General features: G+C 33.0%; 12 protein-coding genes. 8 read left to right on the plus strand and 4 right to left on the minus strand.

Translation table 11 applies throughout. The annotated features are described in order from the left end of the window. Positions 1-4: 4 nt before the first annotated feature. From JMO20_RS20585 to JMO20_RS05625, 8 genes are all read left to right on the plus strand, one after another. The gene (locus JMO20_RS20585; protein WP_202708542.1) at positions 5-1,570 is read left to right on the plus strand and encodes an antirestriction protein ArdA; all 1,566 of its coding nucleotides are present in this window, start codon (positions 5-7) and stop codon (positions 1,568-1,570) included. Between the two features lie 110 nt (positions 1,571-1,680). Beyond that, positions 1,681-2,913: a site-specific integrase gene (locus tag JMO20_RS05595; protein ID WP_202708543.1), complete on the plus strand. Its 1,233-nt coding sequence runs from the start codon at positions 1,681-1,683 to the stop codon at positions 2,911-2,913. Beyond that, positions 2,900-3,898 (plus strand): tyrosine-type recombinase/integrase, encoded by a 999-nt coding sequence (locus tag JMO20_RS05600; RefSeq protein WP_202708544.1) that lies wholly within the window; start codon positions 2,900-2,902, stop codon positions 3,896-3,898. The genes JMO20_RS05595 and JMO20_RS05600 overlap by 14 nt, the downstream gene beginning before the upstream one ends. Next, positions 3,885-4,901 carry a tyrosine-type recombinase/integrase gene (locus JMO20_RS05605; RefSeq protein WP_202708545.1) on the plus strand — a complete coding sequence of 339 codons (1,017 nt, stop codon included), beginning with the start codon at positions 3,885-3,887 and terminating at the stop codon, positions 4,899-4,901. Before JMO20_RS05600 ends, JMO20_RS05605 begins: the two co-directional genes overlap by 14 nt. Before the next feature lie 109 nt (positions 4,902-5,010). Continuing rightward, positions 5,011-6,285 carry a [Fe-Fe] hydrogenase large subunit C-terminal domain-containing protein gene (locus JMO20_RS05610; protein ID WP_202708546.1) on the plus strand — a complete coding sequence of 425 codons (1,275 nt, stop codon included), beginning with the start codon at positions 5,011-5,013 and terminating at the stop codon, positions 6,283-6,285. Between the two features lie 444 nt (positions 6,286-6,729). Continuing rightward, complete coding sequence (locus JMO20_RS05615; RefSeq protein ID WP_202708547.1) at positions 6,730-8,808, plus strand: copper-translocating P-type ATPase; 2,079 nt, start codon at positions 6,730-6,732, stop codon at positions 8,806-8,808. 24 nt (positions 8,809-8,832) lie between these two features. Further along, positions 8,833-10,290 (plus strand): multicopper oxidase family protein, encoded by a 1,458-nt coding sequence (locus JMO20_RS05620; RefSeq protein WP_202708548.1) that lies wholly within the window; start codon positions 8,833-8,835, stop codon positions 10,288-10,290. A gap of 28 nt (positions 10,291-10,318) precedes the next feature. After that, entirely contained in the window at positions 10,319-10,552 is a 234-nt protein-coding gene (locus tag JMO20_RS05625; RefSeq protein ID WP_202708549.1) for an SHOCT domain-containing protein, read from the plus strand. Positions 10,553-10,669: 117 nt separating this feature from the next. Here JMO20_RS05625 and JMO20_RS05630 read toward each other — a convergent pair whose 3' ends face one another. The 4 genes from JMO20_RS05630 to JMO20_RS19975 all read right to left on the minus strand — a co-directional run bounded on the left by JMO20_RS05630 (position 10,670) and on the right by JMO20_RS19975 (position 13,682). Continuing rightward, positions 10,670-10,885 carry a hypothetical protein gene (locus JMO20_RS05630; RefSeq protein WP_202708550.1) on the minus strand — a complete coding sequence of 72 codons (216 nt, stop codon included), beginning with the start codon at positions 10,883-10,885 and terminating at the stop codon, positions 10,670-10,672. 139 nt (positions 10,886-11,024) lie between these two features. Then, positions 11,025-12,032 carry a tyrosine-type recombinase/integrase gene (locus JMO20_RS05635; RefSeq protein ID WP_202708551.1) on the minus strand — a complete coding sequence of 336 codons (1,008 nt, stop codon included), beginning with the start codon at positions 12,030-12,032 and terminating at the stop codon, positions 11,025-11,027. Further along, positions 12,022-13,002 (minus strand): tyrosine-type recombinase/integrase, encoded by a 981-nt coding sequence (locus tag JMO20_RS05640; RefSeq protein ID WP_202708552.1) that lies wholly within the window; start codon positions 13,000-13,002, stop codon positions 12,022-12,024. Before JMO20_RS05640 ends, JMO20_RS05635 begins: the two co-directional genes overlap by 11 nt. Beyond that, positions 12,981-13,682 carry a tyrosine-type recombinase/integrase gene (locus JMO20_RS19975; RefSeq protein ID WP_341533982.1) on the minus strand — a complete coding sequence of 234 codons (702 nt, stop codon included), beginning with the start codon at positions 13,680-13,682 and terminating at the stop codon, positions 12,981-12,983. Before JMO20_RS19975 ends, JMO20_RS05640 begins: the two co-directional genes overlap by 22 nt. Positions 13,683-14,242: the final 560 nt, after the last annotated feature.

Below are 14,242 nucleotides of genomic sequence, written 5' to 3' on the forward strand. Positions count from 1 at the left end.
AAAAGTGAATATTAAGATTAAAGGAACAAGTAGTGTAAATGAAAAGACTAAGACTCTATGGTTTCCGAGTGATGAAGAAAATTTATATGAAATATGTGATGAGCTTGGAATAGAAATGACTACAGAACCTAACTGCTTCATTGCTGATAGCAGTGACAAAGATTTTCTAAGGATACTTAATAATCAATACTGTAATATAGATGAGCTAAATTATTTAATGAAAAGGCTAGATGGACTTGGTCCAAAGGAAATAGAAAAGTTTTATGCTGCTGTCTTTGAAGAGAACCCTAAAACAATGGCAGAGTTAATCAATCTAAGTTTTAATATGCACTGCTACAGTCTTATAACTGACTTTAATAATCTAGAATCTGTGGGAAAAGATTTATATCTAACTGAAAAGATGGCTGCATCAACTAGAGAATTAAATGAACTTGATGGAGAATCTTATGCAATGGAAGTAATAAGGAACAATCCTAATTCCACAATAACTCCTTATGGTGTCCTATATAAAAATAAAAACGAACCAGATCAAGTATATGATGGAAATCACTTTCCGCCATATCAATGGAAAGAAACTATGGCAACAGTTGAATTAAAAGTAGAGGGAGAAAGTGAATTTATATACCTTCCTTGTTCTGATATTGAAATTAATAAGGCACTGATGAGATTAAAAACTCCTTATCTATTTGATTGTGAAGTTATAATTGATAGTCATAACTTTCCTGATAGAATATTGACTATTCTTCCAGTAGAAACAACACCATTAAACAAGATAGTTAACTTAAACAATTTAGCAAGCCATTTTATAAAGATGGTAAGCCAAGATATAAACTACCTTAAAAAACTTATGGAGTATCTAAAGCCTCAAACCATGGAAGATATATTTGCCCTTATGGATTCCATGTATGAATTTGAACTCTTTGACGGGATAAGAGATGCTGAAGATTATGGGAGATATATGATTTGTGAATCAGGGCATTTTGAATATGATAATAATTTAGAGGAATACATTGACTTTAAAAGATATGGTGAAGTGAAAATAGCAAATGAAGTTGGTGCATTTTCAGACAAGGGTTGCATTGTTTATCATGGATACAATCAAGATCTCTCTAATCTATTATCAGAAAATCTAGGGATGGAGATTCCAAAAGTAAAAGAGCAGAAAACATTAAAACTATATATGCCCCTTACAATTACAACCTATGATATAGATAATGAATATGGCTATCGTGAAACATTGAATGAACCACTGGAACTACCAAGCTATGACGTAATTGATTATTTAGATGAAGTACTAGAGGCAATTGAGAGAGACAATCTGATGGAAGAAAAAGAAAGAGGTCTTATGAGATATTATGATGAACATGATAGTGTCAATGGAAAGGTTTCAAAGTATGAATTCTCTACAGAAATAGTTGAGGGAGAACTTATGGGTGTAGCTATCCTTACATTAAATGATGATTTAACAGTGAATGAACTTGAAAAGATTAAAGGTGATATAACTGGTCAAGCTTCAGATGGCTATGTCCCTAGAAATAATATGGGACCAAGAGTTATGGAAATGCTGTAAATGCACAAATTTATCATAAACTACCTCCCATATTATTTTCATAAATAGATCTATTTCCTTTAAAATATAGCTAGGGCTTTTTAAAGCTACTAAATATTTTGGAGGTTTTTATGAAAAAGAAATTAGATGAATTAACTGGTGAAGTTCTAGGTGAACTTGAGGATTCAGGTTACAGTAAATTAACAAGGGACAATTTCAGATACTTCTGGAATGGCATGATTAAATATTTTGAAAGTCAAAATATTTATGAATTTAGTCCCGAGCTTGCAATGGAGTATCTTGAAATTAGAATCAGTAAAGAGGGCCTTAAGAAACGCAGTACAAATTTTATTAAAAGAGCGATTTTAATTTTAGATCATTATAACAAATACGGTGAAATCCCATTAAGATGCTATACCCCCTTAACAAAATTGACTAATCCTCAATATATTGAAATTTTAAATTCTTATGGTAAATATCTGCTAGAAGGAGAGTATTCTAGTCGTACTATTGAAGGATATCTAAGCAACATTGTAGGTTTTATGAGGTTTTTAGAAGATAATGAATACTTAGACATGGACATGTGGTCAGCAGAGATAATGTTTAAATACATTGAAACTCTAGCAGAATTTAAAAAAGCCACCATTAAACACAAGACAGGTTCAGTAAGACTATTTTTACGATACCTATATTTAGAGGGTTTTACAAATGAGGATTTATCAAAATATATTGGTAGTGTAAGAGGAACCTATCATCAAAAGTTACCATCTTTTTGGACAAAAAATGAAGTAGAACAATTATTAAATGCAATAGATCAAAATAATCCAAATGAAAAAAGAGATTATGCTATGATTTTACTTGTAGCTAGGCTTGGGCTCAGAAGTAGTGATGTCAAAAAATTGAAATTTGAAAATTTACACTGGAGGGAAAATCAAATAGTTATTATTCAATCAAAAACCGGCGAACCTCTTACACTACCCCTTTTAAGAGATGTGGGCTGGGCAATTATCGATTATGTTCAAAATGCCAGACCACAGGTAGATAACCCTTATTTGTTTTTAAGACATCTACCACCCTATACTGAACTTTCTGAAAGGAACCATCTTTTTAAGACCATAGAAAAGTATATGATAAGAGCAAAACTCCCTATAAGTGCAAAAAAAAGAAATGGTATGCATTCTCTTAGACATTCCCTGGCAACTACTCTTATGGAAGAAAGTATATCTTTAAGTGATATATCTGGGATATTAGGTCATGCTTCATTGGATTCTACATCAGTATATCTAAATGTAGATATCAACCGACTTAGAGATTGCTCTCTTGAAGTTAGTAATTTGGAGGTAGGTCAAGATGGCAAATTTTAATGACTTCACATTTATAAGTGGATTTGCAAGTGATATTGAGGCTTTTATCAAATTGAAACATGGGCTAGGTAATATATACTATAGTCCCTCAATAGTTTTAAAATCATTTGATAATTTCTGCTATGAGAACTTTAAAAACAAAGATATTTTATCTAAGGATATAGTAATGGCATGGTATAAGCTAGGTGTTGATAAACATCTAACTCCCAAAACCTTACGATTAAATATGACCCCTATAAGCCATCTGGCAAAATACCAGTGTGACAAGGGTGAAAAGGCCTATATATTTCCAACTAAAACTTTGCCTCCAGAGAAAGGATATACACCCCATATATACAGTAGAGAGGAACTTATTAGGTTCTTTAATGTTACAGATAATTGTCATATTACTCCCCAAAATCCAAACAGACATTTAATAATGCCAGTATTTTTCAGATTATTATATTCCTGTGGTCTTAGAGTTTCGGAAGCAACTAATTTATTAACTGATAATGTTGATTTAGAAAGTGGTATACTAAAGATTATGGATTCAAAAAATGATGGTGAAAGACTTGTTCCCCTGTCAAAGGATATTCATGAAAGAATTAAAAAATATTATGAATTAGTCCATTGCAACAAGCATCATAAATACTTTTTCCCCTCTAAAACAGATGATCCTATTAAATATATGAATATTTATGGTAACTTTCGTAGATTTTTAAGAAATGCAGAAATTTCCCATGGTGGTAAAAACCATCAAATACGAATCCATGATTTTAGGCATACTTTTGCTGTTCATTGCCTTAGAAATTGGGTACTGGAAGGAAGGGATCTAAATACTTGTTATCCTTATTTAAAGGCATATATGGGTCATACATTATTTAGGTACACAGCCTATTATCTAAAGATTACAGCTGAAATATATCCAATGATAGGGGAGACTTTAGAGAAGACTTATCCGGATATTATACCATCTTATGGAGGTGCAGAATATGAAGGCTTCTGATTTTTCTTACCATCTAACCAACTTTCTAACAACATATATGTCTGGCCAAAGAAATGCAAGTATCAATACTATCAAAAGTTATCGGGATGCATTTAAGTTATTCCTAATCTTTTGCAAAGAAGAAAAAAACATTGTACCTGAAAGATTAACACTTTCAAAAATATCACCAGAAGTCCTAAAAGAATATTATGACTGGCTTGAAAAATCTAGAGGCTGCAGTATTACTTCAAGAAACCATAGAAGGACAGCCATAAATTCATTTTTCGGGTATTTACAAATTGAAGCACCCGAGCATCTATTTTTATGCCAGAAGATACTTGCTATTCCACAAAAAAGGACCCCTAAAACAGTAGTTGGATATTTAACACCAGAAGAAATGAAATCCTTATTAGCACTTCCCAACCCTTCAATTCTATCTGAAAGAAAAGAACTTGTAATATTGACCGTATTATATGATACAGGAGCGAGGGTTAGTGAACTATGTAATCTTAAGATTAGAGATATTCGCCTTGAATCACCTTCAATTATCACTCTAACTGGAAAGGGAGAAAAAACAAGACATGTTCCAATAATGAAAAATACAGTTTTATTATTAAAACAATATCTATCAGACTTAGGATATGTGGATACAAAGAATGTAAATATACCCTTATTCATAAATTGCCATCATGCCCCATATACAAGAAAGGGGATTTCCTATATTATTAAAAAATATGAAAATCGTGCTATTGAATCTTCAATACATCTTTCAGATTTTAAAATTACCCCACATATTTTCAGGCATTCAAAGGCAATGCATTTATATCAGGCAGGAATTGATCTGATTTATATTAGAGATATATTAGGTCATGTTGATATTTCTACGACAGAGATTTATGCCAAAATTGATACAGAGCGAAAGCGAGACGCCCTTGAAAAAGCATATCCCGAAATTACTGCATCCACACTTTCAGATTGGAATGATGATAGTGATTTGATGGAAAAGTTATCAAAATTAGTTTAATTCTATTTTTAAATATGGGACGAAGTTTATGGAAGGTATGTGCATTTACAGCATTTCTATATCACTTTGTCCCATATTATTTCTAGGGACATAGCCGTCAATATGTGACATGTCACATATTGAAAAATATGGTTTTAGTGATTCGGATATGCCCTTTATAAAAGATCATATTAGAATAGCTATGGGATTAAATCCTAATGGAAAGAAAACTTTTAATAATGAATTGGATGCTGTCAAAGATTCCAAAGGAATCAGTCTCCCAGTAGTTGCCAAAGTAGATGGCCCATGTGAGCGTTGTATAAAAGAACACTGTGAGTGCATGGAAGTGGGCAAGTATGAAACTGAAATGTATATAAGAAACGATGATTCAATAATTTCAAATAAAGAGGCTATAAACTGCGGTTATCATATTCCGGAATGTGACTTTGGGGCGCTAGTTGATAAAATTGAGTTTATGCCTGTCGTTAATCTGTTAAAGGATGAGAAAACACCTGTCTATGCAACAGTGGCTCCAGCAATAATTGGCCAGTTTGGAGATAATGTCAGCATGGGTAAGCTGAGAACTGCATTAAAACAACTTGGCTTCGAAGATGTGATTGAGGTTGCTTTGTTTGCAGATATTTTAACGATGAAGGAAGCTTTTGAGTTCAATCAATTAGTGAAAAATGAAGAGGATTTTTTCTTAACGAGTTGTTGTTGCCCTATATGGTTCAACATGGTCAAAAAGAGTTATCCGGAAATATATAAATATATGTCACCTTCAGTTTCACCGATGATTGCATCAGGAAGAATTCTTAAAGAACTATACAAGGGGGCAAAAGTAGTGTTCATAGCACCATGTATTGCAAAAAAGGCTGAAATAAAGGACCCTGATTTAGTGGGTGCGATTGATTTTGTGTTGAATTTTAGAGAACTTAAGGAGATATTTGATGTTCTAGAGATTGATTTGGAGGGACTTCAAGGGGATGAAAAGGATCAGGGATCCTTAGGTGGAAGACTTTATGCGCGAACTGGTGGTGTTAGTTTTTCTGTTAAAACAGTTGTAAATAGGTTGGAACCAAGCAGAGTTATTAAGTTGAAACCCAATAAAGTTAACGGTGTAAAAGAATGCAAGGAAGTGTTGGAAGATCTTAAGAATGGTAAAAAAATGAATGCTAACTTTATCGAAGGGATGGGTTGCGTAGGTGGTTGTGTGGGTGGACCAAGGACAAACATTGATAAGGATAAGGCAACCAAATATGTTAATGATTTTGGAGAAGACTCCTATATTTTAACCCCCTTTGACAATCTCAATGCAATGAAGATACTAGAACTCTTCGGAATTAATTCCATTGAAGAAATCATAGAGAATGAAAAGATGAATAGAATATTAACTAGGGAATAGAAATTAAACAAATCTAAATAGTGCTTCAGAAATGGGACCTACATTTTTAAGTGGAAAAATAAGTTTATCTGTTTTACCAGAACCATAGATAAGTATTTGAAGCTAGTAAATTTAGAACAATATAAATATTATTATCCCAAAGAACTTGTATTCTAGTAACTCATGATATAGATGAGGCGTTAGATTTAGGAAACAAAATGAAAGTTAGATTTTTAGAGTATAAATTTATAGGGAAATGTGAAAGTGTTTGAAGGTAGAAGCTACATGGGTTGGTAAAATAAATAGGAGTAAAAAGCCAAGCTAAGATTTTATTATCTTAGCTTGGCTTTTTATACACATATATAAGATAAATGTCAAATAATGAAGATTATAATTAACTTTTTATATAAATCTTAGACTAAAGGGTATATTATTAACAAATAGAAATTGAAGGGAGTTTTTGCAATGGATAAAAAAGATCATCATAATAAGCATAAACATGAAAACAATGAAGAACAGAATCATGAAAAACATAATCATGAAAAACATAATCATGAAGAAGAACATCAAGATCAGGACGATCATGGGGGTCATGACCATCACAACCATCATGAAATGATGATAGAAGATTTTAAAAGGAGACTTTTTATATCTCTAATTGTTACAATTCCTATACTCATTCTTTCACCTATGATTCAAGAATGGACAAACATAGAGATTACCTTTACTGGAAGTAATTATGTGCTATTTGCACTTGCTACATTTATATATTTTTATGGTGGTTGGCCATTTTTAACAGGACTCAAAGATGAATTAAAAGAGAAAAAGCCTGGTATGATGACTCTAATAGCTATGGCAATTTCAGTAGCATATTTATATAGTACAGCTACAATATTTGGACTTGAAGGAAATGATTTCTTTTGGGAACTTGCAACACTTATCGATATTATGCTTTTAGGTCATTGGATTGAAATGAGATCCGTATTAAGTGCATCAGATGCATTAAATAAATTGGCTGAACTTATGCCAAACACAGCTCATTTATTCAAAGATGGAGAGGTAATAGAGGTGGACATAAGTGAGCTACGTTCTGAAGATAAGATACTCATAAAGCCAGGAGAAAAGGTTCCAGCTGATGGAATTATTGTAAAGGGAACAAGTCATATAAATGAATCAATGTTAACAGGAGAATCAAAACCTATTGAAAAAGGTGAAGGTGATAAACTTATAGGAGGATCTATAAATGGGGATGGATCCATAGAAGTAGAAGTTAAAAACATTGGAAAAGATTCATATTTATCAAAAGTTATAGATATGGTTGAAAAAGCACAACAGTCTAAATCTAAAACTCAACATTTAGCAGACAAAGCGGCTTTTTGGCTAACTATAATAGCACTTACTGTAGGATTTGCAACACTTTTTGTGTGGTATAACATAACTGGAGATTTTGCATTTGCCATAGCAAGGATGGCTACAGTAATGGTAATAACATGTCCTCATGCGCTTGGACTTGCAACTCCATTAGTAGTAGCAACATCTACAGCACAATCAGCCAAAAATGGTCTGCTCATAAGAAATAGAACCCAATTTGAAAATTCAAGAAAAGTTGATACTGTAATATTTGATAAAACAGGAACACTTACTCATGGAGAGTTTGGAGTAAATTTCATAGAAATATTTGATGATAGTTATACTGAAGATAAAATAATAGAATTTGCTGCAACTCTTGAAAACAATTCTGAACATCCAATTGCAACTGGAATAATAAAAAAGCAAGAGGAAATGGGATTGTCTACTTTAGATATGGAGGATTTTAAGGCTATTCAAGGGAAAGGTGTGGAAGGAACCATAGATGGCAAAGATGTAATGGTAGTGAGTCCTGGATATTTAAGAGAAAACAATATTAAAGTGCCTAGAGACCTACCAGAACATGGTGTATCAACTGATGTGTTTTTAATTATAGATGATAAATTAATTGCAGCAATAGGACTTTCCGATAAGATAAGAGAAGAATCATATAATGCAATAAAGAGACTTAAAGAAGAAGGGATTAAAACATGGATGCTTACAGGTGATAATCAAAAAACAGCAAAACAAGTATCTGAAGAATTAGGATTAGATGGATATTTTGCAGAAGTATTGCCTGAGCAAAAACAAGAAAAGATTAAAGAATTACAATCAGAAGGTAGATTGGTAGCAATGACTGGAGATGGAGTAAATGACGCACCAGCATTAGCCCAAGCTGATGTAGGTATAGCAATAGGATCTGGTACAGATGTTGCAGCTGAAACGGCAGATATCATACTTGTAAACTCTAATCCAGGAGATGTAGTATCTCTCATTGATTTTGGTAAATCTACCTATAAAAAGATGATACAAAATCTTATATGGGCAACGGGATACAATGTATTTGCAATACCACTTGCAGCGGGAGTACTATCTGGTATTGGAATAGTGATTTCTCCAGCAGTAGGAGCAGTTCTTATGTCACTTAGTACAATAATAGTAGCAATAAATGCTAAACTTCTTAAATTAGATAGATAAATATAATGGGAATAAGGTGATTTTATGAATAAAAATATTAAATGGTATGTGATTATATCTTTTTCTGTAATATTTCTTATAGCATATGCAGCTTACTTTTTTACAGATATAGGAAGAGGTCTAGGAGCACTAGGAGATGATGATAATAGAATAGAGGAACCATTAGATAATAATAAATTGCCTATTCCACCACTTTTAGAAGATAAGAACCCTGAAGAAGGAAAGGCAGAGTTTGATTTAAAAGTCCAATATGGAAAAACAGAGTTTATAAAAGGCTATGAAGCAAATACTTTAGGATACAATGGAAATTATTTAGGCCCTGTAATAAGAGTAAATAAAGGTGATGATGTAAAAATAAATATCAATAACACATTGGATGAACCCACTACAGTTCATTGGCATGGATTAGAAGTAGCAGGAGAAATGGATGGTGGTCCACATCAAGTAGTAGATCCAAATACTACATGGGAACCATATTTTACAATAGACCAGCCTGCAGCAACACTTTGGTATCATCCACATTTACTTCATAAAACAGGAGAGCAGGTATATAAAGGTCTTGCAGGGCTTTTTTATATAAACGATGAAAGTTCCGAAAGATTGGATATACCAAAGGAATATGGAGTAAATGATATTCCACTGGTCATTCAAGACAAGAGATTTACTAATAATGGAAATATTCCTTATGATTTAGATATGAGAGATATAATGAATGGATTTTTAGGAGATACAGTAATAATAAATGGAGCATTGAACCCCCAATTAGATGTTAAAAGTGAAGTAATTAGACTTAGACTTTTAAATGGTTCAAATGCAAGGACATATGAGTTTAATTTTAATGAGAATAATGAATTCCATCAAATAGCATCAGATGGAGGTTTCTTAGAAGAAAGTGTAAAAATGAATGTAGTATCACTTGCACCAGCTGAAAGGGCAGAAATACTATTAGATTTATCAGATTATAATGTGGGAGATAAAATAACTCTTAGAGATGCCAATTACAATTTAATGACTATAAATATAGTAGAAGATAATAATAAAGATATAGACATACCTAAAAAGTTAGTAGAAATAGATGATTACAACAAAGATGAAATAGTACGTTCAAGAGAGTTTGTAATGAGTGGTATGGGACCAATGGTGACTATAAATGGTAAACAAATGAATATGGATAGGATAGATGAAAAATTAAATTTAAACGAATTAGAAGAATGGGTCATAAGAAATGAGTCATCAGGAATGGGTATGATGAACTCCACTCCACATCCATTTCATGTTCATGGAGTACAATTCCAAGTAATAGAAAGAGATGGAGGAGCTCCTCCACTAAATGAAAGAGGTTGGAAGGATACTGTAATGGTAGATAATGGTGAAGAAGTAAAGATACTAGCCAAGTTTAGAAAAAAAGGATTATTTATGTATCATTGCCACATATTAGAGCATGAGGATTCGGGAATGATGGGTCAATTTTTAGTTGAATAATGAATAAATTGATTGGAAGGATGATTATATGTATTATGGATTTAGAGATATGTTATCGAATATGGTAATTGTTTGGATTATACCATTAATATTATTATTTTTGATAGGTATATCAATATATATGATAAGAAAAAATAAAAAGGAAGATGATCAACATATTAATAATTCAGCTCTTAAAATACTGGATGAAAGATTTGCTAAGGGTGAAATAGACGAAGAAGAATATAACAGAAAGAAAAACAATTTAAATACTTCTAAATAATAAAATACTTTTATATAAATGTAAGCGTCAAAAAATAGATGCATGGAAATTGAATTTAATAGTTGATACAATAAATCCAGTAGATATTCGGAGTAATTTTTCTACTGGATAATTTTTTTATGATTTAGTTTTAATTTTTAAGTCATCAGGTAAGTTCTTTGAAAAAGGTAATATTTTTAATAGGTTTTCTTTATCCGTAGGATCTATTTCTGTAAATTTATCAATAAGGTAAAGTAAGTATTTTTCAATTATTAAGTTGTTATTTTTAGCAGTTTCAATGATACTATAAAGTAATGCACTTGATTCTGCCCCTTTAGTTGAAGTTGAAAACAACCAGTTTTTGCGATTATGTGCTTAAGAGCATAAAAGAAATTATGCGCTGAGTTATGTTATGTGCTGAATCTGTTAACCGTGATAGCTATCTCAATGACTATAAGGTTTACCTATAAAGATTCAGCACATAATTTATCTATCATAATGATTTTAAAAATTGAAGGATATCATTAGCAGCATTATATCTGCTATTTAAATATCTAGGCTCTGGTTCATGCAATTTCTTTAAGGCATTTTCTTTTAACTTCATGTCAGCTATCATATATTTGTGTGTTGTCTCAATGCTTTCATGTCCAAGCCATATAGCAATTGTTGAAATATCAACACCTGATTGAAGCAGACTCATTGCGGTGGAATGGCGGAATACATGTGGTGTTACTGACTTGTATTCTAATGAAGGACATTTACAGGACGCTTCTTTTGCTATACAGGCTATTCTGTAACGTACACCTGAACGTGTTAGGTGTTCAACATTTCTGCCAGATAGCAAATAATCATTGTTGTGAATTTCATGCTCATTCATGTACTGAATAAGATACTTAGTTGTGGTCTGCCATAAAGGAATGGTCCGCTCTTTCCTTCCTTTTCCCATGATTCTCAGATGGCACGATCCATTACTGGGAATAATGACATCTTTTCTTTGCATTGATATCATCTCTGATACCCGCATTCCTGAGTTATACAGAAGGAGAATCATAAGGTAATCACGCCTTCCATCAGGAGTTGAGCTTTTACAAGTGTTGAGTAGTGCATCAATTTCTTCTTTTGTCAAATAACTAATTTCTTTCTTTTCTACATTCCGGAACGGTATCGCTTTTACTCTACGCACAATACTCAAGTATTCTGGAGCTTCGTATGATATATATTCCATAAATGATTTTATTGCGGCAAGTCTGTTATTAACTGTTTTACATTTGTTTTTTCTATGGCTCTCAAGATAGTTCAGAAATTCCACAACAGTATCTGCATTTATCGCTTCCATGGTTATTGTATATGCACTAACGCCATGCTCATCATTCATGTATTTCAAAAATATACGAAAAGTATCCTTGTAGGACTGAATAGTATAATAGGATACCTTCTGTTGATTAATCAGTCGTTCTAGAAAAAAATTTTGGAGCAGTCCCTGGAAGTCACTATTCTTCATAGATAACACCCCTATCCCCATAAAAAAATTTTTCGAAGCTTTTAGTAGCAAACTCCATAAGTTCTGGTGTTCCAGTCAAATACCAGTAAGTATCTGCTACTTTAACATGTCCAAGATACGTAGAAAGATATAGTATCTTGCTATCCACGTTTATGCCACTCTTAAGCCAGCCAAGGAGCCTATTACATGCAAACGAATGGCGTATGTCATATAGCCTTGGGGGGCGTCTGTTCCATTCTTTTGTCTCAGTCAGCAGATTATCTCTTATCACTTGCAATGCATATTCTAAATTACGAAGTGCAAGTTTGTGGCTTCCTGTCATAATCAAAAAATGTTGGTCTGAAAAATCTTTCCTCAGTTTATCCCTATCCTCCACATAAAGTCTTAGTTTTGATACAGTAGTTTCATGTAAAGGAAGGGTCCGACTTTTTGAGAACTTAGTTTCTCTTACTGTAATGTGTCCATTGTTTAAATCAACGTCTTTATTCATCAATTGACATACTTCGCTAGGGCGCATCCCCGTTGACCACAAAAGACCAATTGCAGTTGGGATTGTTCTACATCTGAGACCGTCTGGTGAATGTAATTCTGAAGCGGCCTTCATAAGAATAGAAACTTCTTCCTTAGTAAAAATATATGGAGTTGTTCTACCATGACATTTACCAAACATTCCTTTTGGTGGTACCTCTGTCATAGGATCAAAAACACAGATATATTTTGCAAATGTTCTAACTGTCTCCATCCTTCTTGCCATATACCATCGTGAATAATTCGGTTTAAGAGTAGCCCATTGAAACGCAATATCTTCTGTTAGTGAGCCATTATGATCAATGGCAGCAGTATACTTAGCAAATCGCCTAAGTTCCTCAGACTCAATTTTAATTTGATAACCAAGTCCTTTTTTGTATGAAATATATTCTTCCACCTGCCTAGAGATAAGATTGCTAATCATACTATCACCTCCGGCCATGTACCAGCCACATCCTGTAACTGATTGAAGTCTAGCTTAGTATAAATGCACGTTGTTTCAATAGATTCGTGACCAAGTACATCTGCGATAGTCTTTAAATCGACGCCACTATTAATCATTTCTTTAGCAGCAGTATGCCTTAGCATATGGGTACCTGTGAAGTTATCTAAACCTGCTCTGATAGCAGCACTTCTAACTGTATTGCGAACCTGAGATGTTCCCATTGCCTCCCCTTGTCGGTTTTTAAATCTTACAAACAAAATCCTCTCTGATGTGGCAGGACGAAAGTGTAATAAGTATGCTTCGATAGCCTGTCCTGTAATTGCATGCAAAGGAAGAATTCTTTTGAAATGGGACTTAGTTTTCTTTATGGCTACAATCCCCTGCATCCAATCGAAGTCATCTAGTGACAGTCCTGCAACCTCTGAACAACGTAGACCTAGATCTTTTAAGCATCGTGCAATAGCATAGTTACGAATACCAGATGGCTTGTTTCTGTCATAAGAGGAAAAGAGACGGTCTAACTCTGTATCTGATAGATATTTTGGAAGACTTGCTCGTTTCCATACAGGTGATGTCATTGGCAATTTTAGTATTGCTTCTGATTTAAAACCGTCGGAGAATTCAAGGAATCTGATATAACTCCTAATCCTAACGATAATAGTCTTCTTCGATGCCACTGAAACATGTGAAATAGTGCGAACAAAATAAATATGAACATGTTCAACAGTTATTTTTTCTGGTGAAAAATCTTTTTTTGGGAAGCTGCTATATAAAAAAGTTTTAACTGTATTGCATTGTGAAACAATTGTATTATCACTAAGTTTTGCTACTTTCTTTAAATACTCTCGAAATCTTTGTATTTCTAATTCAATAGACATATCCAAGTCATAGTCTTTGGCATTAAGCCTTTTAGTAAATTGATTTCCACTGGTAAAGTAATAGTAAGTATGAAGCGCAGCTTGAATCATACTCTTTTGTGATGTTAATGGAATTTCTGCTATATATTCGCATATAATTCTCTTTAATTCCGAACAATTCATCTGCAAAATTGAATATTTAACCTTGCATTCTAAAAATGCTGTAACCTTCCGAATATACATTGGAATAATATGCTTGGAATACCCGTTTTTCATAAGGTATTCCCTGAATTCAGTTACATTCTTGGTTTTCATTTCATTTTTCATAAGTATTGGCTCCTTTTTGCTTTAGTATTAGCCAAAATACTTATGGTGTTATG

It is taken from the genome of Sporosalibacterium faouarense, from assembly GCF_016765695.1.
GTDB lineage: Bacteria > Bacillota > Clostridia > Tissierellales > VENL01 > Sporosalibacterium > Sporosalibacterium faouarense.